Here is a 22373-nt window from a genome sequence, read left to right on the forward strand (position 1 = left end):
GCTTCTCGGCCGTTCAAATCAGTCTATTTAACTACGATATCGTAAATCCGCCCGGCAAGTTCGTAGGGTTAGAAAATTACTTCGTCTTCTTGAAGACATCGACGTTCTGGCTTGCGTTGAAGAACACTTTTATCATCTTCCTGTTGTCCGTCGCGTTAACGTTCTGGGTTCCGATCGTTCAATCGCTTTTCCTTAGCGAGATTCGCAAGGCGAACGCGGTGTATCGGGTGCTGTATCAGATTCCGAGCATTCTGCCGGTCGTGGCAGGCGCGCTGCTGTGGAAGTGGATGTACAACCCCGATAGCGGGCTGTTCAATTACTTGCTGGGCAAAATCGGCCTCGGGCCCTACGGCTGGCTGAACGATATCGCTATGACTAAATTCGCAATTGTGCTGCCAGGGTTCTTTGCTAGCGGCGGAATTGGAGTGTTGCTATACTACGCCGCGATCAAGTCGATCCCTTCGGAATTATTCGAATCGGCCAAGATCGACGGCTGCGGCCCATGGCGCCGTATTATGTTCCTCGTGCTTCCGAACATTCGCTTCGTCATCCTAATCCAGTTCATCTCGTTTATGTCCGGTGCGCTGCTCGCGTTCGATAATATCTTCATTCTTACGAGAGGCGGTCCTGCGGATGCTTCGTTGGTCGTGTCCTTGCTTATCCAGCGTTCCGCCTTCGAGCAATCGAACTTCGGCATGTCGGCAGCGCTATCATTCTTCATGTTTCTTGTCATTGCCGTGCTGACGGTCATTCAATTCAAGCTGCAGAGGGAGGAGAACTGATTCGCATGAAACCTAACCGCATCTCAGAGAAAGGCGAGAAGGGACTCACTGTCACCGCCTATGTCGTGACGATCTTTTTCCTCGTGTTCGGCACGCTGCCTCTCGTGTGGCTGTTCCTCACTTCCATCATGGACAACGAGTCGATTCAATCTGCTACGCCAAAATTTCTTCCGGACGTGCCTCATTCCATTACCGTCACGTTAGATTTCACGGGCGTCGACAGCGAGGAGGAGCTCTTCTACAAGAAAGAAGCGATGGAGGCGATCTGGTTCCCATGGGCGTCATTAATTCGCAACAATATCGGCGAGATTATCGTGAAGGGGACGAAGGACGGCAAGAAGCTGTTCCGGGCCAAGACCACTTCGGCTCAATTCTATGTGGGCCAGATGTCCATCGTTCCTACTCGCATCGTCAACGACAAGGTGATGAAGCTGAAGCTGGCAACCATTGCGGAGAGGAAGCTGAGCGACTTCGTATGGTATGGATCGGATAGCAAGCCGGCCAAGGCGCAGGCCCTTTCCTCTGATCATGAGGTGGCGAAGCTCTATGGCGATTTTTTCTTATCCCATGACGTGTTAGCCGGGAAAATAACAAGCATCGAGCATTCCCGTAATTCGCTGAGACTGTTCGACAGCTTCGCAAGCTTACAGCAGATAGCGTTCGGGAAAGCGGGCGATCTTGGGTTCTACCGATACTTTATTAACAGCGGAACCGTCACGTTCACCGTCATCCTTTGGCAATTGATCTTCGCAGGTATCGGCAGCTACGCCTTGTCCCAACTCATCCGCAGCAGCCGTCTGAGATTCACGCTATTGATGTTCTTCCTGGCGACGATTATGATTCCGGGGGTATCGATCCTGATTCCTCAATATATTCTGATTAAAAACTTGCATCTGAGCGACTCCTTGTGGGCCATTATTCTGCCGCATTTCGCATGGGGCTTCGTGATCTTCTTGTTCAAGGGTTTCTTCGATCAACTGCCCAAGGAATTGCTGCAGGCGGCACGGATCGACGGGGCGACGGAATTCAGTATTTTCCTGCGGATTGTCATACCAATGTCGATCCCTGTGTTCACCATTGTGGGGGTCATGACCTTCGTGCCCGTATGGAATGAATTCATGTGGCCTTATATTGTAACGAAATCGCCGGAGCATTGGACGTTCCCGGTCGCGATGAACGATATGCAGCAGACGACAGACCGGAATACGATCGTACGGCCTAACCTGATCAGCGCGAGCGGCATTCTCTCTCTGATCCCTCTATTGATCTTGTTCATTTCCACGCAACGTTACGTTGAGAAAGGGATTAATTTCACAGGAATTAAGGGCTAATAATCACATGAAGGAGCAGAGGTAAATGAGAAGCTACGAGGTTGTCATATACGGAGCGACACCAGGCGGAATCGGCGCAGCGCTCGGAGCGGCGAGACAGGGTCGGCGGACATTGCTCCTGGAACCGACGGATCATCTAGGCGGAATGCTGACAAGCGGGTTAGGAAGAACCGATATTCTTTCCCATGATGCATTCGGTGCCGTATTCCGTGAATTTGCCGATCGTGTGCATGTGTATTATCTTGAACGATACGGCGAACAATCCGATCAGGTCAAGGAATGCAATAAGGGATTATTTTTTGAACCTGCAGTCGCTAAGCGCATCCTGCAGGAGATGACAAGCAAGGAAAATCTTCTTCAGATCCACATGAGCGCGGAGCTGAAGGGAGTCCGAGTAGAAGGCAACCGCTTGCTGGGCATACGAGTACAATCGGATGCAGAGGAATGGGAGATCGAAGGCAATGTGTTCGTGGACGGGACTTACGAGGGTGATCTAGCTGAGATGGCAGGTGTACCATATCGACTGGGACGTGAATCCCGGGATGAATGGAACGAAGAATATGCCGGAAAGCTGTACATGAACTTCGACGAGTCCAAGGAAGTTTATCCCGGCAGCACAGGCGAGGGGGATGACCGGATACAAGCCTATAATTACCGATTATGTCTAACCCAAAACCAGGATAATTTCATTGCGATTACTAAGCCTCAAAGGTATGAGCGCGAAGACTACTCCTCGCTAGCAACCGATGTTGCTGAGCAACGCGTCAAGTCCATTCGCGATGTGATCAATATTCTGACCGTTCCTAACGGCAAGACAGACTGCAATAACCACCATTATTGCATGTGTTCGACAGACCTCCCGGAGGAAAATACGGTATATGTCGATGGAGATCGCGAGACGAGGGAGCAATTCGCCAAGCGTCAGATTCAATATATTCAAGGGCTGCTTTGGTTTATTCAGCACGATGAGGAGCTGCCGGAGCCATTTCGCAAAGATGCGCAAAGCTGGGGTTATGCGGCAGACGAGTTTACCGATTACGATAATTTTCCCCCGCAACTTTATGTGCGTGAGGCCAGACGGATTCAGGGAGAATATACTTTTACGGAAAATGATGCAAGGCTTGCTCCAGGCTTGGAGCGTGCGCCGATTCAGTTCGACAGCATCGCTATCGGGGATTACCCCATAGATTCTCATGCGGTGAAAAAACGCGAGCCGGAAGGTCAAAATAAAGCGCTTGAGGGGTTTCTCGGTCTCAATTGGCTTTCGGAGATCTATCAGATTCCATTCGGTGTTATCGTCCCGCAAGAAATTGACGGCTTGCTTGTCCCAGTCGCCGTATCGGCAACGCATATGGGCTTCGGAACCATTCGGATGGAGCCATGCTGGATGCAGCTCGGCTTTGCGGCAGGCATAGCTGCAGACCTTGCGATTACAAGAGGCACGGAAGTGCGACATGTGCCGATCGATGCCTTACAGATCAGCTTGCTTGACAGAGAGCAGCGTATTACCTACTTTGAAGATGCGGCTTGGGATCATCCTTCGAGGCGGGCAGCGGAATACTTTGGAACGAAGGGGTTCTACACTAGTTATGCAGCCGCATTGGACGATCCGATGCCTCTATCCGAGGCATCTAAGCTTATCTCGTGGGTACGCACCTTATCCGGATGCCGCGTCTTGCCCGTACTTCCGGCGACGGACCGCCTCATTCCTGTCGGAATGGATATGGGGCCAAGACTGCCCATGGAGGAAGCAGACCCACGGGATTACTGGCGTGACCGAACGCTATTAACATGGGCTATGATGGTTCAATGGATAAGAGTTGCTTCAAGAGTGCTTGGCATCTCCGCCGGGGAGGACCCGGATAAGAAGCTTAACCACGAGTCTAGCGTCACTAGAGGAACATTCATGTACCGCCTTTATAAACTCATTCGTGAGGTTCAGCAAGTTAGCGGATAAGGAGTATTCATTTGAGAGAATCCGGTAGATGGTTAGGAAAAAGCTGGGCCACTCTTGGAGAAAGCATCAGCGCGGCTAATGGTTATCAACCGTTGGTGTGTGCCAAAGTCGGTTTTGGGAATATGGTAAATCTCGCTGTCAGCGGTTGTCCGATGTCGGCTGGTGGAGACCGCGACTACGGGGCGACCGTCTATGCGGGCCGATCCTTACAGGAAATGCCTGACTGTATTACGATTTTTGCGGGAACCAACGATTTCAGGCTCGATAAGCCGCTGGGGAACATGGAAGAGCGGGACATTCATACGTTTTGTGGCGCCTACGCGACATTGATCGAGGAGCTGTTAACGCGCAGGCCCGACACCCGTCTGAATTTGTGGACCCCGCTTCAGCGGGATAAGGACGGGTATGATACAACCTTTATAAACAGTGCGGGCTTTCGACTCTGGGATTACGTCGATGCGGTTCGCCATATCGGGGCCTATTATGCCTTACCTGTGCTTGACTTGTATGCTGAAAGCGGAATTACCCGGTTAACTTCGGATTATTTCACTCATGATCGTCTTCATCCCAACGAGGCAGGCTTTCGGCGGATTGCAGAACTGGCCATCCCTTTCCTAGAGCGAATTTGATCGGCAAATGAAGATTAGCATAGAAGTACAATAAATGCATTTGTATAAGATGAGGGTGTCCCAAAAGGACATCCTCTTATTCTATAGGAAGACTCCGCCTTTCACTCTAATAACGAATATTCTATTCTAATGGACACTACGAACGTTTAGCGATCATTTAATGCTCTGTCTATTTGCTAATGGACATCACGAACCGTTACAGGCACTTAACGAATCAAAACGGTACTATATGCCGTCTTAGCGTCGCTTTTGTCCATTAGTGACTCGGTAACCGTATATTGTTAGTTTAAAGCGGCTATTTTGTCCGTTACTCTTAACTGAGAAGTAAGCGAGCGCTCCTAGAGTAATTGGGCGAAGTAGTCGGCGAGCAAAACGCAGCGTTTCTGCTAATATCGACAACTGGAAGTGATCGTTTTTCGCATGATTAGGATCAGAAATATTATGGTTAAACCAGGATCTTCGTCTATGAAACTAGTTATCTGTCTAACACGTCTTAGTTGCAAAAACATATGATAAGGCATCTGTATCGGGAGGTGTAGGTATTGGTTCTCGAGTCTATTAGTCGCGGAGAGAAATTGCAAATTATGAGTTTTAATCCATGCCGTGACGATTTGCAAATAAAAGTAGTTGCCCCAAGAGGGAGACTCGGATTTGCAGGAGCAATGGGACAGCAGGGGCCGGCAGGACCACAAGGGCCGCCGGGAGTTCCGGTACCCGGACTGCTGACTTACTATGATTTTGTTCAAATCCCCAATCCGATGACAGCAGGCGGCCCTGCGATTGTCGTGCTTTCACCGCCAATCGCGCCAGCGACAACAGGGCCTGAGGTGCAAGTCAGTAATCAATTTGTGGAGCTTCGTGGTATAGAAGCGAGCAGCAGAATTGCTTTGACGGCAACCGTTGTATGGAGTTTTTCCTTCGTTACGCTCCCCGCACCGGAGGTGGCCATTGGAACGCAAAGAATACAGTTTAGTTTATTTCGCAATGCGCCTTTGACAGGTCAGCGCATATGCCAAGTCTTAAATGCAGGCAGCGTCACACAAATCAACGTTGAAGGCGACGAGACAATGCTCGTCACGGGGACATTCACAGCCTCATTCACTTGCACAGATTCGGGATTTACAGGCAACACGGTAAACTATTATCTAACGGCAGCTGCAGGTTCATCTTCCGGGTTTAGTTTTGATCTGGATGAAGGTGGTCCAACGGCTATCAATGAATTTATGAATATCAATATCAGTGAAATTCATTTTAGCGGAAAGGTTATCGGATCTAATGCGGTCTAATCAATCTGGAGGTGTAAATCGTGCATTGTGCTCCAAGGCATAAGAGAAGGGTGCTAACCAGAAAATGCTGCAAACGTAAAGTCAAAGTCATTGTCCGCCGAGGACCAAGAGGACTTACTGGCCCGGTTGGCCCAAGCGGCCCCGCTGGACCGGTAGGTCCACAAGGAGTTCCCGGTCCAGCAGGGAGCGGGCTGCTGACCTCCTACAACTTTGTCGAAATTCCGAATCCAATGGTAGCCGGCGGACCGGTCATCACGACTGTCGGACTGCCGGTAGCGCCTGCTACGATTGGGCCTGAAGTACAAGTGTCGGCCGAATTTTTAACGGTAAGCGGGGTTAATGGAGACAGCCGGATCGCGCTTAACGCGACCATCGGATGGAGTTATATGTTCGAAAGCGGGTCTGCTCCCCAATTAGCGGTTGCAAGCCAAGTGATGCGCTTCAGCTTTTACCGCGATGCGGCAATTACAGGTACGTTAGTCGGTACAATCGTAGATGGCGGTACCGTAACGGAAATTAATTTGGTGGGCACGGGTACAACCCAGATACAAGGATTTTTCACATCGACATTTAACGTCACCGATACGGGAGCGGCAGGGCCAACAACGAACTACTTTTTAACTGCGGCAGCTGGACCACCATCAGGCTTTGGCGTCGGCTTTGATGCCCCGCCTGTACCTATAACGAATTTTACTAATCCGGTTATCACTGAGATACATCTTAGCGGAGAGGTTATTGCTCCTAATTAAAAGTCCGCGATTATCGCGGCTTTTTTGTTTTGATTTCAATGATTGACTTGATTGTATAACTCTTATAAAATTTTGCTATGTTAATTTTTAGTTAATGCACTTACTTAAAAGTAAGGGGATGATTTATCAATGATTCATCAGCTCGAATGTCCAGTTGAGACACTCATACATGTTTTAAGCGGCAAATGGAAGCCAATGATTTTATGGCATTTGATTGAATCCAAAAAACGATTCAACGATCTGGAAAAGCTTATACCTGATGTTTCGCAAAAGATGCTTTCACAACATCTCCGAGATTTGGAACGAGAAGGCATAGTCGATAGAACGGTCTACCCTTCTATCCCTCCAAAAGTAGAATATTCTCTTAGTGAATACGGCAAAACATTGATTCCTGTAGCAGAAGTCATGTGTGCTTGGGGAGAAAATCATAATAAGCGGAAGTATGAAGAGTCAGCGTCATAAAAGAGTATCAATGAAATTGCACACGAATTAGAATTCAATCAACTCAAAACAAAAGCTGCCACGGGATTCCGGGCAGCTTTTGTTGTCATGCTTACTTTTAAGTAAGTACCCTACTTTAAAGTGGGTTCTTAACATCATTTGGGAGCGATGCTAAGCTTGAGTTAACCAAATAGTGGGGACATGAAAGAGGAGGAAAGAACAATGAAAATTATTGTTTTTGGAGCGACGGGGAATACCGGGAAAAGAGTGCTGGCACAAGGGATAAAAATGGGGCATGAAATGACCGCATTTGTACGAAATTCTAAGAAGCTTTATGATCAGCTTGGTAATCATTCCGTAAAGCATGTGAAGGTGATCGTGGACGATATTATGGACCCGGTCATCGTCGGAGAGGCGCTCGCGTATCATGACGCCGCTATTATTGCAGCCGGCCATGCGGGCCAGGGAGAAGAGTTTGTTCGTATCGTCGATAACATTATAAGCCAATGTGAATTCCAACCTAGTTTCTCTGGGCGGGTATGGATAATGGGAGGAGCCGGCCTTCTGGATATTCCGTATACCGATTTTATCGGCAACAATCTACCTGGCTTCCCGCCTGAATATAGAAATCACAACCGGAATTTCGAAAGGCTGCAGAAGACAGGGCTCGATTGGTCCATTATGTGTCCGGGAACTATGATTGATGCGAGAGAGCATCCAGAGCCGGTTCATCTACATGTAACAACGGAAATCTTGCCCGTTCCGATTCCGGAGACGATCAAGGAATATTCCGAAGCAGATATAGCCGGTCACTTGTTCAGCCGACTTCAAGAGCTGGATGTAACTTATGACGATGTCGCAATATGTATGCTGGACCATATTGAGCTTGGAGGAGCGTTTAAAAGAAAAAGGGTTGGTCTAGCCTATCAAAGCAATAATACGGTGCATTGAGGAGAAGGGGGTTAATTAGTTTGTTTGGATTACTGCTCGTTTTGCATATATTGGCTTCGATCGCCATAATGGGACCCGCTTTCGTGTTGCCCATCATTCGAAGATCCGCTAGAACCGTCAGCCAGCTGCGCTTTGTTTTTGGTATAACGACCAAGCTTGCCATAATACCTAAGATTGGCGGAACCGTCCTTATTTTAACCGGGGTTTGGCTTATGATCATAACCAAAATGGGTTTATCCCAAATGTGGCTGAATGTATCCATCCTTTTATCGCTGCTTATGATCGTCCTGATTGACGGAATGATTGAACCGCGTATGAAAAAGATCATCAAGATGATCTCTGAAAGTCAAGATCAGGGTAATGAATTACCCGCCGAGTTCGGACTGCTGTTTAAAAAGATCGTACCAATCGAGACGGTAGCACAGCTGCTGATGATTGTCATATTGGTACTTATGGTTGTTAAGCCATTTTAATGATGACGATGAGTGCTACTTGACCACATGATGAACGATAACAGGATCCATACAGTAAACCACTCCCATGTTGAGAGTGGTTTTTACCTATTCCTTGTACTGATCTATGCTGTCTCGCAGAAGCTGGAGTACCATATCTCTCAGCCGGGGCGGGGATAGGACCTGTACATCGGGGCCGAAGCTTATCAGTCTCCGGGTCGTAAACGGAAACTCTTCCAGTGGAACCGGGCCACTCCAATGACCGTCCGTTACCGTATAGAAAAAGGGGTCGTCCTTGGCGAGGCGCGCACCAAAAGAGGTAAACCGAAGTGCCACTTCGGCTGTCTCACGATTATCGGAATTCTGCATCCACTCAGCGAGGGACGGAACTTCGAGATCAACCGGGCCAGTCCTCTCCACGTGTTGAACCCGATCAACCCGAAAGAGGAGCACCTTGTCCTCTTTACGAGCAGGCATGTACCAATAGCCGTTTTCGAAATATATGCCGAAGGGGTACAAGTTGTGCTCCTTTTCCCCGTTGGCTGACCTATAAGCGATTCGGATTTCCTCCTTGGAGATCGCCGCCTCCAAAATTTCCGTCGTCCAAGGTGCAGGTTCATATAGCTGCATCATTCGGAAGGAAATGTGGCTGCGCATCTGATCGATGTTCGTCTGTACATCGGAAGGCAAGCTTCCGTAATACTGTACGGCTAGGTGAGAGCGAATCGCGTCAAACGGGAAATCGGGCACCTTTTCCAGTATTTCAAGCATCAGAAACAAGCCGAGCGCCTCGCTCCGAGTCAGCTGCAACGGCGGCAGGATGCGGTTCTCCAGCGCACGGTATCCGCCATGGGCACCTTGTTCGCTGTAAAGTGGAAAACCGATTTGCTGCAGGTAATCCAGGTCGCGCTGGATGGTCCGAACCGAAACGTTAAAGCGTTCTGCCAGCTCGCGAGCCGTAAACTTTTTTCGGGAGTCGATGATCCGCATCATGGTTAATCTCCGCTCGTTCATTTCACCCTCCTAATTACGTCAAGTTTTGTCATAATTATATTGTAACATACAGGATGGCGGGGACAATGGGTATGAGAAGTGTTCGAGCGAATCGAAATCACGAAAGGAGCAACAAATCATGAAAAGAAGAATAATTTTGGATTTAGCGGTTACTTTAGATGGCTTTATTGAAGGGAAAAATGGTGAAGTCGATTGGTGCATTATGGACGCTGAGCTGGGGTTTAATCATTTTTTAAATCAAATTGATACCATTTTATATGGAAGAAAAAGCTATGATTTATGGGGACAATATACTCCGGAAATTGAACATGAGGCTTCTGAAAAAGAATTTTGGGAATTGATTCATAGTAAAGAGAAATATGTGTTTTCCAGGACGCAAATAGGGACTGATAAGAAAGCAATATTCATAAATGATTGTATTCTTGAAGAAGTAAATGCATTAAAGAATAAGCCGGGTAAAGACATCTGGTTATATGGCGGAGCAAGTCTTATTACAACTTTTATTAATTTAGGAGTTGTTGATGAATTTAGATTATCTGTTCACCCTGTTGTATTGGGAGAAGGGAAACCGCTGTTTGTGGATATAAAACAGAGGTTGAATTTAAAAATGGTTCATACAAGAACGTTCTCCTCAGGCGTTGTACAACTCATTTATCATTTGGATAGGAAGTAATACTATTCCACGTTCCAAGTGTCGAACAAAGAAAATAGAAATCGGAGGTGGAGTCTCTGAACGTCAATGATATCGTAATAAAGGGAGCTCGCGAAAATAACCTAAAAAACGTAAATGTCCGCATCCCGAAGCGAAAAATCACGATCTTCACCGGCGTCTCGGGATCAGGCAAATCTTCCCTGGTCTTCGACACCATCAGCGCCGAAGCTCAACGGCAGCTTAACGAGACGTTTTCCGCATTCATCCGCAATCGGCTGCCCCGGTTTAGTCAGCCGGATACGGATCTCATCGAGAACTTGTCTACCGCAGTCGTAATCGATCAGAAAAGGCTCGGTGGCAACTCCCGTTCTACGGTCGGCACGATCACAGATATTTATGCAATGGTCCGGTTGCTATTCTCCAGAATCGGTAAACCATTTGCCGGCAATTCGCATGTGTTCTCATTTAACGACCCGGCCGGCATGTGCCCAGAATGCTCCGGAGTCGGAAAGGTGGTGCAGTTCGAAGTGGACAAGCTGCTTGACAGGTTCAAATCGCTGAATGAAGGCGCAATTCTGTTCCCCGCATTTAAAGTAGGAAGCTGGTACTTGAATACGTATACTCATTCCGGCTTATTCGAAAACAACAAGCGGCTCGCCGACTATACACCTGCAGAATGGGATACCCTCCTCCACGGCAAAGAAAGCAAGATCGTATACCACACCAAAGGCGGCGATATTGAATCGGATTACGAAGGTCTGCTGAACAAGCTTACCCGCCTGTAACCCGCCTGAACCATCTGGTATCTATCGGGCTGGAATATTTGAGTCTGGACAGACAGACCGCAACTTTGTCGGGCGGGGAATCGCAGCGCATCAAGATGGTCCGTCATCTGAGCAGCAGTCTTACCGACATGATCTACATTTTCGACGAGCCGTGCGTCGGGCTGCATCCGCGGGATGTCCATCGTCTGAACGGCATGCTGCTCCAGCTCCGGGACAAAGGGAATACCGTTCTCGTCGTCGAACATGACCGCGAGGTCATGGAGATCGCCGATTACATCATCGATGTCGGACCTCATGCGGGAACCCGCGGCGGTGAAATCGTCTATGAAGGTAACTTTGCGGGTTTACTCCGAGCGGATACCTTGACAGGACGGTACTTAAAGCAAAGCCTGCCCTTTAAAACTTCAACCAGGGTGCCCAAGGGTTGGATGACCGTAACCGGCGCAAGCTTACACAATCTGAAGGACGTGACAGTCGATATACCCGTCGGTGTGCTGACCGTGGTAACCGGTGTAGCCGGCTCGGGCAAAAGTACGTTAATTAACGGAGCATTTCTACCATCGCACCCAGAGTCGATTGTCATCGACCAGTCAGCAGTGGGAACATCCACCCGCTCCAATACGGCCACTTATACAGGGATGATGGACGAGATCCGGCGGCTGTTCGCAGCCGCCAACAAGGTTAGCGCATCGTTGTTCAGCTTCAACTCCAAGGGAGCCTGCTCCAACTGTCAGGGTATCGGTATGATATACACGGATTTGGCCTTTCTCGAGCCAATAAGGACGACATGTGAAATATGCGCGGGCAAGCGGTTCAGCGATGAAGTGCTGCAGTATAAATTGAACGGAAAATCAATCAGCGACGTCCTCGCTATGACGGTCCGGGAAGCTTCGGCGTTCTTCAGCGGGAAGGAACTGCTCCGTCAAATACGGACGCTTGAGGATGTGGGACTCGGGTACGTAACGTTGGGCCAGCCTCTGAGCACCTTGTCGGGCGGGGAATGCCAACGCATCAAACTGGCGGGAGAACTTAACAAGGTAGGTAGTCTCAATGTAATGGACGAACCGACAACCGGACTGCATATGTCCGATATCACTCGTCTGATGGACATTATGAACCGCTTGATCGACGGAGGCAACACGGTGGTATTTATCGAGCACAACCATGACGTGATTAAGAGCGCGGATTGGATTATTGACATGGGTCCCGAGGGAGGCCACCGGGGGGGGCCGAATTGTATTCGAAGGCACTCCTGTCCAACTTGCAGATGCCGAGCATTCGATAACAGGGGAATATTTGCGCAAGGCAGTAACCGGACAGGGAGCATCTTCCTGACGGGGGACGTTGCAACGAGGGGGGAAGAAGGTCGGCCATTTACGGTCGACCTTCTTTTTTTACCTACTTTAGAGAAAAGAATGGCAGGTTGGAGGAAAACTACTAGGTTTATTTATTAATATTAAGTTTAAAATTAGAAGGTATGATTAGTTCAGTTTATCTGGATAAGAAAGAGGGGACTCTTAATGGAATTATTAATGACCATCATATTGCTGCTCGTATGTTTAGTCATTTCGAACATTATAAGCCACTATGTGCCTTTAATACCTACCGCTTTAACACAGATCGCTATTGGGGTCGGCATTGCTCTCCTATTTAAGGAATTCCATCTAGAGATCGAAACCGAGTGGTTCTTGCTTCTTTTTGTTGCTCCGCTATTGTACAACGACGGCAGATACTTCCCAAGAGATGAACTGTGGAAAATGCGAGCTCCGATTTTCGGTAATGCGATCATTCTCGTTCTGCTTACAACGATCTGCGGCGGCTACTTTATTCATTGGATCATCCCTGACATTCCCATTGCAGCGGCCTTCGCCTTAGCCGCCATTCTGTCACCAACAGACCCGGTCGCGGTTAACGGTATCGCAAAGCGTATTCATCTCCCGGAAAACGTATTGAATCTCGTACGAGGAGAATCGCTGATCAACGATGCCTCCGGGCTTGTAGCATTCAATTATGCGGTAGCCGCGGTTGTCACGGGGTATTTTTCACTGAAAGAAGCTATATTTGACTTTACGTATATGTTTGTCGCGGGTGCTTTCCTCGGGCTCGTACTCAGCCTGCTAATGACATGGATCCGTTATAGCTTGCGCAAAAAAGGGATCAGTGACGTTACCCTGCATTCGCTGCTTCAACTATTGACGCCATTCCTTATCTACATCATTGCAGAAGAGTGGTTCCATGCTTCCGGGGTCATTGCAGTCGTTGTAGGTGGAATTGTTTACTCACTGCTTAGAGAGAAAGCGGAACCTTTGCAAGCGGAGGAGCAGGTGTTAACGGAAAATATATGGACCACGGTATCCTTTATCCTGAACGGAACGGTATTCCTATTGCTCGGCTTGATCATTCCTCCGTCTATACGGTCAACTGTCGAGAATCCAAACATACATAATACTCTTGCAGTCGGTTATGTTTTGGCGATCGGGATAGCGATATTGACAATACGATTCGTCTGGTCGTACTTGTTCTCCCATTATGAGTATCGATTTAAAAGAGATAAAGAAATGGCTAAACCAACGGTTAAAATGACGCTTATGGTCAGCTTGACTGGCGTTCGTGGAGCTGTGACCATGGCCGGGGTGTTATCCATACCGTTGCTGATCGAGAGAGGCGATGCGTTCCCAGAGCGTTCACTCATCCTCTTCTTGGCTGCCGGCGTTATATTGTTCACTTTAATTGCAGCTACTTTGTTTTTGCCTCTACTTAGCAAGGGAGAAACGCCTGAAGGGGAGTCGGCTAATCATTTGGACATAAATATAGCTAAGAGTAAGCTGCTGCTTGCAGCAATGAAAAAGGTTCGTACGGAAATGAACGAAGAAAATGAAGCTGCTGCATATCAATTGATGGACGAGCTTAGAGAGTCGTTCAAACAAACCAATGTTGAAATGAGCTCGAAGGAGAAAGAAAACAATGAGTTTGTACAAAAATTAGTAAAAGTTCGATTAATGGCATTAAAAGCTGAGAAAAAATACATGGAGGAGGCCATGGAATCAGGAGAGATGGATGAAGAGTTATTCGAATTTTTCGCGAGAGCCTTCGAAATGCGCGAAGAGTCACTGTCTCGAAATGATAGATCCCGATTTGGAATACTCGTACGAAATGAATTACGGGACTGGAAACGTTCGAGCGCCAGACGCCGCAAAGCCGGCAAGGGCAAGGCGCGAATCGCCCAACGTCTAGCGGGGAAAGAAATCCTCCTCAAAGCTTCAAATGCAGCTCTGGCGAAACTGGAAGAAAAAGCGAGGGAGCATGAGGTTGGCGACGTCGTATATAATACCGTCATTTTCGACTATAAACGGGTAATCGATAAGCTTAAAGGTCCTGAACAATTTAATGCTGCCGTAGAAGCACAGAAAGAGGAGCTGCGGATCATTGTGATGGATGTGGAAAGGTCGGAGATTCGCCGCATGTACGAGAACGGAGAGATCAGTAAAGAGCAAGTCAAAGATTTAAGAAGAATGATTAATTACATCGAGAGCGCAACCCTTTATGAGCATGCGGAATAAAGCAAATTCGAACGAATTCGAATTAGACTTTTAACTTACCGTGACTATATGTGCAGCGGATTTCGCACTTGGACCGTCTAATAAGGTGAAGGTGGTGATCACGTGATGCCGACCGGCAGTCGACATAAGGATGATTTTGCGAAAGACCCCGCGCAAGCACTGGAGCAACTCATGAACGAATTCGGCACAATTGTCATACGGACCGCGTTTTTCTATACGGGGGATGCTCATCTTTCCGAGGATATTAGCCAGGAGGTCTTCCTGCGCGCGTACCGAAAGTGGAACGCCTTCCGCGGCGACAGCGCCGTCAAGACGTGGCTGATGACGATCACGGTCAACGTATGCCGCGACAAAATGAGCGTTCGTATGTTCACGGAGCAGCCGACCGAGCCAGGTAAGCTCGCACTCGGCCGAACGATCAGCGTGGAAGATGAGGCGCTTGAACGGCTGAGGAAGAGCGAAGTGCTGCAGTATGTGCTTCAACTACCGTTACCGTATCAGGAAGCGTTGTACTTGTATTACTATGCGGACCTCAATACGCGGGAGATATCAGAAGCCATTAGCACGCCGGAAGGGACAGTACGCAACAGACTGCATCGGGCGCGAGAAATGCTCGCCCGAGAGATCGGTAAGGAGGGAATCATTCATGAATGATAGGGATCATAATCTGCGTCAACAGTTTAGAAAGGAGTCGGATGAAATGTTATTTTCGAATATGGAGATGAGCGAGCAACTGAAACGGAAGATTCGTCAAGAAGCGGTCGCTGAGAAGGCAGGGCGTAAATCGAAGCTTGCGAAATCATGGAAGGTAGCGGCGGTTGGATTGGCAGCAGCGGTCTCAATCGTTGTGGCCATCCCGCTGTTAGGTACACCGAGCGTTCCGGCGCCTGTGGATAATACGACGGAGAATGTGTCTCCGCCACTGACGAACGGAGGCATCGCCGGTTCAGAGTTGAGCCAATTGACGACAACGACGCTAGGTTCGATCGAAGAAGCAAAGGCATCTTTCGGAGATGTCTTGCTGCTGCCGTCTTTTGTACCGAAAGGGTACACCTTAACAGACATGGCAGCGGTGGGAATGCCGGATCAACCAGCTAGAGATATCATTTTTACGTATACATCGGGCGAACATACAGTGACGTTCATGGCCAGCCGCATGGAGTCCGTCTATCCGGCCGAACTATTTACGAAGACGAAAGTGGGCGAAGCGGACGGATTCGTATTCGAACAGTCAAACATGACTGAATTGTTCTGGACGATGGAAGATGTCCATTTTGGCATAACCGGGTCAATTACAGGAGATGAAGCGCAGAAGATGGCGTTATCGGCATCGCTTTAAGTGAGAAAAGCTTTAACTCGAATGATGTCTAGGAACAGAATTACTATCGGACGACGAGAACATATTTCATTAATTGCCGCGTAAATCGCGGCTTTTTTTATGGGATAATGACAAGAACCTTATCCTATTCCCACGGACATACCGATTGTTTAGAAATAACGAGCGGGCCACCGTGCTGAGTTACGGCAGGCAGATTAACTTAGATACGTGACTAACTTAAAATAAATTTACTTTACTCCTACATTAAATGGTAAAATCAGGGCGAAGAGAAGGCTGGAGAAGGGCAAAATGATTTAAACAGGATTGCAAAAAAATGAAAATGGGGTCGAATGCGAATGGCGACAACTGACTGGGAAAACAAAATTACAGAAATCACATTGTTTGTGGAAGATTTGCATCGGTCGAAGGCATTCTACCAAGAGACGTTCAAACTTGCTGTCATATATGAAGATGCAAACTGCGCGGTGTTCGATTATGGCAACACAAGCATCAATCTGTTAAATCAATCGAATGCCCGCGAATTGATTGAGCCGGCGCAGGTTGGTCACCACGGAGATGGCGCGCGGTTTCAATTCACGATCCAAGTGTCGGATGTTGACCGGGTATGCGATGAACTGGAAGTGCGTGGCGTTAAGTTATTGAATGGTCCGATAACGCGTCCCTGGGGGCGGCGGACGGCTTGTTTTGCCGATCCTGACGGGCATGTGTGGGAGATTGCGCAGGTACTTCATTTTCAATAGAGCAGTTGCAATTTAAATGCCAAGAAAACGCAAATACCTTTTAAAGAGTTGAATTTTATTATATAGAAAGTTTCCCTATAATTTGAGTGTCATTTTTAGGTAAAATATGCTCAAAGTAGTGATGTATTAATGTTAAACAAGGTAGTTAACATTTAAGTCCACAGATGGACTTTTCATTTTTGAATTTCCTCTTGTGGTAATGTCAATGTAGGATGAGTTGCAAGAATATGAACTGGAGGAGATATTATAAATTATATCGAGACTGTTAAAATAAGTGATGAATATTTACTACCATTAGTATCAGAGTTTTACGGATTAGAAGACTACGAAATCCAACTAATTCCGGCACACAAGGGAGGGCGCAATGTCGTTTTTACCTGTGTGAAAGCAGGCGCTGACGCCAAAATACTCAGAATCGCTTTCTTACCTGACAGGAATCGGGAACAATTTCTTGGTGAAGTTGAGTATGTCAGATATTTATTCGAGCATGGTGGAAGTGTCTCGGACGTAGTCAGTTCTCGAAAGGGAAATCTGCTGGAAGAGATTAACCATAAAAATCATACTTTTTTTATCTGCCTTTTTATAAAAGCCAAGGGAAAAATGCTTGCGGAAAATCATTATCAGTACCGAGAAGGAGCCCCAATTACCGAATACTATTATAATTGCGGTAAAGTCCTGGGGAAACTGCATCAAATATCTAAAGGGTATACGCCTGTCCACCGCAGGTATAGTTTTTTTTGATAAATACAGTGCCGGATTTATTGATAAAGTGATCCCCAACTCATTGCCTCTGCTGAAGGAGAAGCTGATAGAACTCCTTCAAACCTTAGAAGGATTGGACAGGAACAAGGATATTTTCGGTGTGATCCATTTTGATTTTAACGACGGGAATTATTCGATAAATTATGACACCGGGCAAATCACCGTATATGATTTCGATAATTCATGCTACTGTTGGTATATGTATGATTTGGCAGATCTCTGGACACAAGGAGCGGGCTGGATTCAATTTGAACCAGACGCCGGTAAGCGTAAAAGTTCATGGACGATTATTTTGAAACAGTCCTCGAGGGATACAGATCCGAGACCAAGATCGAAGGTTTGATGCTGGAGCGGTTGCCCTTATTTATCCAAGTAACTCTTATGGAAAATATTGTTGACGCATTCGAGGGAATGCACAATATTGGCAAGGAACCAGAATGTGACGAGGAGCTGTCGTATCTCATAAAATGCATGGAAGACGATATCCCTTATAAGGGGTTTTTTCATGAAATTTACTCGTGTGATGAACCTTTTGAATTTGAGGTAATACGTATTTAGTCTTTACGCAGCTGATGCGTAAAAAATAGAACTTAAAATTCAAGGCAGCCCATTTAATGGGTTGCCTTGATTCCGTTTAAATCGCATAGGGTGAACGTGGAATGTCAAAAAAGCCAGTAGGAGCAGCGTCATGCAGGATAGAGATACACTCTACATGCCTTCCGGTATCATTGAGAGGGACGGGGCCGCAATGCATGTTTTTTCCTTAATTTCCCATGTGTCATTCTTTCTCCTTATGCAGAAGTTTCAGTTTGAGGTTCACCAATGCAATGCCTGCGATAATTAGTACGAGTCCCGCCACCAGTTTGGAAGTGATCGTTTCACCCAAGAAAAGGACACTGGTCACGATCGCAATGAGAGGGACTAGAAAATTAAACGAACCGACTTTGCCAGCTTCGCCCGATCCGAGAAGCAGAAAGAATATATCTCGCTTAACTAACGGGAGACGCTAGTGGAACAGAGAAAGGGCTGCCAATGCGGTAGCCCTTCATTTCGCTGACAGGATAGTTCCAATTTAATAGTTGGGTAGCTTACTGTGTTAGAATAAATAAAGATGAACCTGGATGATGGCTCAGCGGGGGGAAACGAAAATGAACAAAACCGACCGGCAGCTCGCCATAATGCTGGAACTGCAACGGAGCAAGATACTGAGAGCAGAAGATATGGCTGCTTTATTTGAGACGAGCGTGCGGACAATCTATAGAGATATTCAAGCCCTGAGCGAAATGGGGATTCCAATATTGGGAGCCCCCGGACAGGGTTATTCCCTTATGGAGGGGTATTTTCTTCCACCAATCGGGTTTTCGGCTGAAGAGGCGGTAACCCTGCTCATGGGTACAGATTTTATTGAGCAGCGGTTGGATGGTGATTATGGAAATATAGCTAAGGCGGCTCGGCACAAAATTGAAGCCATTTTACCCGAAGCAGTGCGCGGTGAGTCGATGCGCGTTCGGGAAACCATGAGGCTTCTTCAAGCTAGCGAATCGGTAACCGGCTTGAGGGAAAAAGACTATCTCGGACAAGCACGGCGCGCGATTTTGGAACGGCGAAAACTAAGGATTTCATACCAGAAAAATATGCCGGAGACGGACGGCAATCGAAAGAGTATGCGTGAGGTCGCTCCGTACGGACTGTCGCTCGTTGAAGGTTATTGGATTTTAATCGGGCACTGCGACCTGCGGCAGGATATCCGCCATTTCCGCTTGTCGCGAATGACTGAGCTAGTCGTTCTGGATAAACACTTTGCAATGCCGCATGGCTTTAACTTAAGCCATTACCGTCCGCCGGACGACCGCAACGAACGCGTACTGGTTCGAGCCAATCCAGAAATGGCCGATAAAATTTCCGAAACCGCTAACTTTTATACGGAAGCGGTCGAAGAGCGGACTGACGGAGTCTGGTTCCATTTTCGCGTTCGAACGCCGGAGGAACTGTTGCACCTTATCCTCAGCTGGGGAGGAGACGTCGAGGTTCTGGAACCAGAGTCATTACGTTGCCGGATTCGGGAAGAGGCAGAAAAAATTTTTAAACGCTACTGACATGCTGTTGTCAGTAGCGTTTTTTTATACTGGGGTTATACCCAAGATGAATGAGGAGTGTTGTTTAAATGAGAAGTACAGCGGAAGCATTGCAGGCGTTTGAAGTGACGGTTGGAGGATATTTAGTTGAACTGGAAAACCTCACTATGGAGCAATTACTTGCAAAGCCTAACGAGGAGGAATGGTCAATTGGGCAAATGTATATGCATTTGATTCAGTCGGCTCAATTCATGCATCTGCGTAATGTTGACCAATGTTTAAACGGAAGTGAGGCTGTACTGGGGAACACGGGGGAAAAAACAGAGAATGGGAGAGCCGCGTTCGAGCTTGGAAGCTTTCCGCCCATTCGGATACGAGTCCCGGCTTCGCCGCAGTACACACCGCAGCAGCCGGATAGTAAGGAGCAGTTGATGGAAGGACTTCGTGGCGTAGTGGAACGGATGAAACGTACTGAAATCGCTTTGAGTCAGGCGCCCGAAGGGAATAGAATTCTTCATCCAGGTTTCGGCGCGTTAAACGCTACAGAGTGGTTTTTGCTGGTAGAAATGCATTACAGGCATCATCTATTGCAGTTGGAGCGGTTGCGTTGCTGCGTAAACGTGGTCATTCGACCGAACTGAATAGTGCATATGGGTAAGGGCAATACTGGTAATCGAACCATAAAAGCACATGCGGGCCGGGTGATACGATCATGGAGAGCAACAGCGGAAACAGCGATACCAATGCACAGCAAAGCTCGCCTCAAGCTTCCGGCATCCCGAGCGACAGTACGATGGGAAGTACGAATCTTAAGCATCCCGCCATTCCCGTCTCGCACTCTCTCCAAGATAATCTGCGTTTTCTGGAGGATGTGTTTCGGGACAGCTCGGACATTAATTTCAAGCACTGGAGCTATGGGCCGGGTTTGGGGGAGAGGGCATGCTCCGTCTACTATAATTCGCTCGTGCAGGAAGATACGATCAACTATATGAAGCTGTCCCTCCAGGATTTGACGACGCACGAAATCGGGCCTGGAATGAACGTAACCCTGCACGACATACAATATTTTTTTGGGCAGCAAGGCGTATCCGAGAAAAAAGCCGAGCTCATAAACGATATGGAGGCAGTCGTCGATGCCATATCGAGCGGTCGGCTCATTATTATTTTCGATGGATGGGATCACGGGTTAAATTATAAAGCGGAGTCCGTCGAGACGCGGCAGGTGATTGAACCCGTCAACGAATCGGTCGTGCAAGGGCCAAGAGAGAGCACGGTCGAAAATTTGCAAAAAAACTTAGGTTTGCTTCGGCTCCGTCTGAAGACTCCGAAGTTCAAAATCGTTTTAATGTCGGGCGGCGGCGATACAAAGACAACGGTCGCGTACGGATATATTGAAGGAACAGTCGACGGCGAACTGTTGAAAGAATTCAAAACGAGGATGGAACGGATCCGGGATGTAGAAATTTTAGAAACGTCTTATATCGAGCAGCTTATCGAGGACTCGACATTCTCGCCGTTCCCGCAGCATCGATATACAGAAAGAACCGATATGGCGGTCGCCGGACTCTTGGACGGTAAGATCATCGTTCTTGTCCAAGGCACGGGAGGCATGCTGTTATGTCCCGGTCTATTTACCGAGTTTTTTCAGTCGAGCGAAGATTATTACCAGCGGACCGTTATTTCCACCTTGGTGCGCTGGCTGCGCATATTAGCCTTTATTATTGCGCTCTCACTGCCAAGCATTTATATTGCGCTGTCGACTTATCATCCCGAGCTTATTCCGACGGTTCTCCTGCTCGCGGTGCTGAATGCCAGGGAGGGAATTCCGCTTCCGGCTTTCTTCGAGGCTTTGCTCATGGAATTTTTTTTCGAGCTCATGCGCGAGGCAGGGGTTCGTTTGCCCCGTCCCATAGGTTCCGCGGTAAGCATCGTAGGAGCGCTCGTAATCGGGGACGCGGCCATAAGCGCCGGAATCGCATCGCCGATCATGGTCATCGTGGTAGCTCTAACGGGTATAGCATCGTTCTCCATCCCGCAGTACGGCATTGCGATTGCGCTTCGTATACTGCGGTTTCCCTTGATGGTCAGCGCAACGTTATTGGGCGGGTTCGGCATGATGGTCTGTTTCATCATCATCCTGCTTCATCTAAGCAAGCTGCGCACGCTCGGCCAACCGTATTTGGCGCCGCTTGCGCCGCTCCGGCTCTCCGAGTTGCGCGACGTCGTGCTGCGCGCTCCGCTTAAGAAGATGCTTCGAAAACCCCGCAACTTGCATAATCAGAAGCCGTAATGGAAAGGAACCGTATGAGAAAGCTTGGACGTGCGTTTGTACTTTTCATCGTCTGCGTTCCGCTCCTATCCGGCTGCTGGAGCAAATACGAGCTTACGGAGCGAGGCTTCGTTATGGGCGTAGCACTCGATCTCGGAGAAGAGGGGGATATCGAGATGCTGACCCAGATCTATCGTCCGCTCTCTTCCGAATCCGGAAAAACAACGACGACATCGCCGCTTAGCATCAACGTTAAGACGACTGACGATACCGTCATGGAATCAATACGCGATATTCCGATCCACTTAGGGAGGAAGGCGCAATGGAGCCACATGCGCGTCATCATCGTTGGAGAGGCTTTGGCAAGAAGTGCGGATGTGAGTAAAATACTCGACCTGTTTTTACGGGACCATGAGCCGCGCAGCAGCGTCAGCTTGATGATTGCACGGGGGAGAGCTTCGAAAATGTTCGAGAAAAAGCCGCTCATCGAGCAAACGACCGCTCAGCAATTTCTTCGTACCGAGGAATCGTCCTACCGCAATTCAGCCAAGACGATCGATACCTCGCTCCTTGATTTAGTCATGCAATTGAAGAGCGCG

21 protein-coding genes and 1 pseudogene are annotated in these 22373 nt (G+C 48.1%); 20 read left to right on the plus strand and 2 right to left on the minus strand.

Annotated features, from left to right (window positions below; translation table 11 throughout):
- From AB4Z33_RS26760 to AB4Z33_RS26800, 9 genes are all read left to right on the plus strand, one after another.
- Nucleotides 1–782, plus strand: a 782-nt coding sequence (locus AB4Z33_RS26760; RefSeq protein ID WP_442052822.1) for a carbohydrate ABC transporter permease, incomplete at its 5' end; no start/stop codon positions are given.
- A 5-nt stretch (nt 783–787) separates the two neighbouring features.
- Complete coding sequence (locus AB4Z33_RS26765; RefSeq protein WP_442052823.1) at nt 788–2113, plus strand: carbohydrate ABC transporter permease; 1326 nt, start codon at nt 788–790, stop codon at nt 2111–2113.
- A 25-nt stretch (nt 2114–2138) separates the two neighbouring features.
- Complete coding sequence (locus AB4Z33_RS26770) at nt 2139–4070, plus strand: FAD-dependent oxidoreductase (protein ID WP_442052824.1); 1932 nt, start codon at nt 2139–2141, stop codon at nt 4068–4070.
- Between the two features lie 11 nt (nt 4071–4081).
- The gene (locus AB4Z33_RS26775; protein ID WP_442052825.1) at nt 4082–4699 is read left to right on the plus strand and encodes an SGNH/GDSL hydrolase family protein; all 618 of its coding nucleotides are present in this window, start codon (nt 4082–4084) and stop codon (nt 4697–4699) included.
- 542 nt (nt 4700–5241) lie between these two features.
- The gene (locus AB4Z33_RS26780) at nt 5242–5985 is read left to right on the plus strand and encodes a hypothetical protein (RefSeq protein ID WP_442052826.1); all 744 of its coding nucleotides are present in this window, start codon (nt 5242–5244) and stop codon (nt 5983–5985) included.
- A gap of 50 nt (nt 5986–6035) precedes the next feature.
- Nucleotides 6036–6734, plus strand: a complete 699-nt coding sequence (locus tag AB4Z33_RS26785) for a hypothetical protein (protein ID WP_442052827.1) — start codon at nt 6036–6038, stop codon at nt 6732–6734.
- 129 nt (nt 6735–6863) lie between these two features.
- The gene (locus AB4Z33_RS26790) at nt 6864–7196 is read left to right on the plus strand and encodes a winged helix-turn-helix transcriptional regulator (RefSeq protein ID WP_442052828.1); all 333 of its coding nucleotides are present in this window, start codon (nt 6864–6866) and stop codon (nt 7194–7196) included.
- A 201-nt stretch (nt 7197–7397) separates the two neighbouring features.
- Complete coding sequence (locus AB4Z33_RS26795; protein ID WP_442052829.1) at nt 7398–8126, plus strand: NAD(P)-dependent oxidoreductase; 729 nt, start codon at nt 7398–7400, stop codon at nt 8124–8126.
- 14 nt (nt 8127–8140) lie between these two features.
- The gene (locus tag AB4Z33_RS26800) at nt 8141–8599 is read left to right on the plus strand and encodes a DUF2269 family protein (RefSeq protein ID WP_442052841.1); all 459 of its coding nucleotides are present in this window, start codon (nt 8141–8143) and stop codon (nt 8597–8599) included.
- A gap of 87 nt (nt 8600–8686) precedes the next feature.
- On the opposite strand, the gene AB4Z33_RS26805 is transcribed toward AB4Z33_RS26800, so the two are convergent.
- Entirely contained in the window at nt 8687–9592 is a 906-nt protein-coding gene (locus AB4Z33_RS26805) for a helix-turn-helix transcriptional regulator (protein WP_442052830.1), read from the minus strand.
- Nucleotides 9593–9710: 118 nt separating this feature from the next.
- On the opposite strand from AB4Z33_RS26805, the gene AB4Z33_RS26810 reads away from it, so the two are divergent.
- The 7 genes and pseudogenes from AB4Z33_RS26810 (at nt 9711) to AB4Z33_RS26840 (ending at nt 17773) form a co-directional block, all read left to right on the plus strand.
- On the plus strand, nt 9711–10265 hold the full coding sequence (locus AB4Z33_RS26810) for a dihydrofolate reductase family protein (protein ID WP_442052831.1): 555 nt from the start codon (nt 9711–9713) through the stop codon (nt 10263–10265).
- Between the two features lie 47 nt (nt 10266–10312).
- Nucleotides 10313–12364: pseudogene (locus AB4Z33_RS26815) on the plus strand (ATP-binding cassette domain-containing protein).
- Nucleotides 12365–12549: 185 nt separating this feature from the next.
- On the plus strand, nt 12550–14589 hold the full coding sequence (locus AB4Z33_RS26820; RefSeq protein WP_442052832.1) for a Na+/H+ antiporter: 2040 nt from the start codon (nt 12550–12552) through the stop codon (nt 14587–14589).
- Between the two features lie 105 nt (nt 14590–14694).
- Entirely contained in the window at nt 14695–15243 is a 549-nt protein-coding gene (locus AB4Z33_RS26825; RefSeq protein ID WP_442052833.1) for a sigma-70 family RNA polymerase sigma factor, read from the plus strand.
- Nucleotides 15236–15928 carry a hypothetical protein gene (locus AB4Z33_RS26830; RefSeq protein ID WP_442052834.1) on the plus strand — a complete coding sequence of 231 codons (693 nt, stop codon included), beginning with the start codon at nt 15236–15238 and terminating at the stop codon, nt 15926–15928. The genes AB4Z33_RS26825 and AB4Z33_RS26830 overlap by 8 nt, the downstream gene beginning before the upstream one ends.
- Before the next feature lie 335 nt (nt 15929–16263).
- Complete coding sequence (locus tag AB4Z33_RS26835) at nt 16264–16668, plus strand: VOC family protein (RefSeq protein WP_442052835.1); 405 nt, start codon at nt 16264–16266, stop codon at nt 16666–16668.
- A gap of 604 nt (nt 16669–17272) precedes the next feature.
- Nucleotides 17273–17773 (plus strand): phosphotransferase, encoded by a 501-nt coding sequence (locus tag AB4Z33_RS26840; RefSeq protein ID WP_442052836.1) that lies wholly within the window; start codon nt 17273–17275, stop codon nt 17771–17773.
- 435 nt (nt 17774–18208) lie between these two features.
- Here the strand turns inward: AB4Z33_RS26840 and AB4Z33_RS26845 are convergent, their stop codons facing one another.
- A complete protein-coding gene (locus tag AB4Z33_RS26845; RefSeq protein ID WP_442052842.1) occupies nt 18209–18412 on the minus strand; it encodes an EamA family transporter in 204 nt (67 codons plus the stop codon).
- A gap of 166 nt (nt 18413–18578) precedes the next feature.
- On the opposite strand from AB4Z33_RS26845, the gene AB4Z33_RS26850 reads away from it, so the two are divergent.
- The 4 genes from AB4Z33_RS26850 to AB4Z33_RS26865 form a co-directional block, all read left to right on the plus strand.
- Nucleotides 18579–19526, plus strand: coding sequence for a helix-turn-helix transcriptional regulator (locus tag AB4Z33_RS26850; protein WP_442052837.1), 948 nt, complete (start codon nt 18579–18581; stop codon nt 19524–19526).
- Between the two features lie 68 nt (nt 19527–19594).
- Nucleotides 19595–20146: a DinB family protein gene (locus AB4Z33_RS26855; protein WP_442052838.1), complete on the plus strand. Its 552-nt coding sequence runs from the start codon at nt 19595–19597 to the stop codon at nt 20144–20146.
- 71 nt (nt 20147–20217) lie between these two features.
- Complete coding sequence (locus AB4Z33_RS26860; RefSeq protein WP_442052839.1) at nt 20218–21795, plus strand: spore germination protein; 1578 nt, start codon at nt 20218–20220, stop codon at nt 21793–21795.
- Between the two features lie 14 nt (nt 21796–21809).
- Nucleotides 21810–22373, plus strand: a 564-nt coding sequence (locus tag AB4Z33_RS26865) for a Ger(x)C family spore germination protein (protein WP_442052840.1), incomplete at its 3' end; no start/stop codon positions are given.

It is taken from the genome of Paenibacillus sp. 2TAB19 (genome assembly GCF_052115185.1).
Classification (GTDB): domain Bacteria; phylum Bacillota; class Bacilli; order Paenibacillales; family Paenibacillaceae; genus Pristimantibacillus.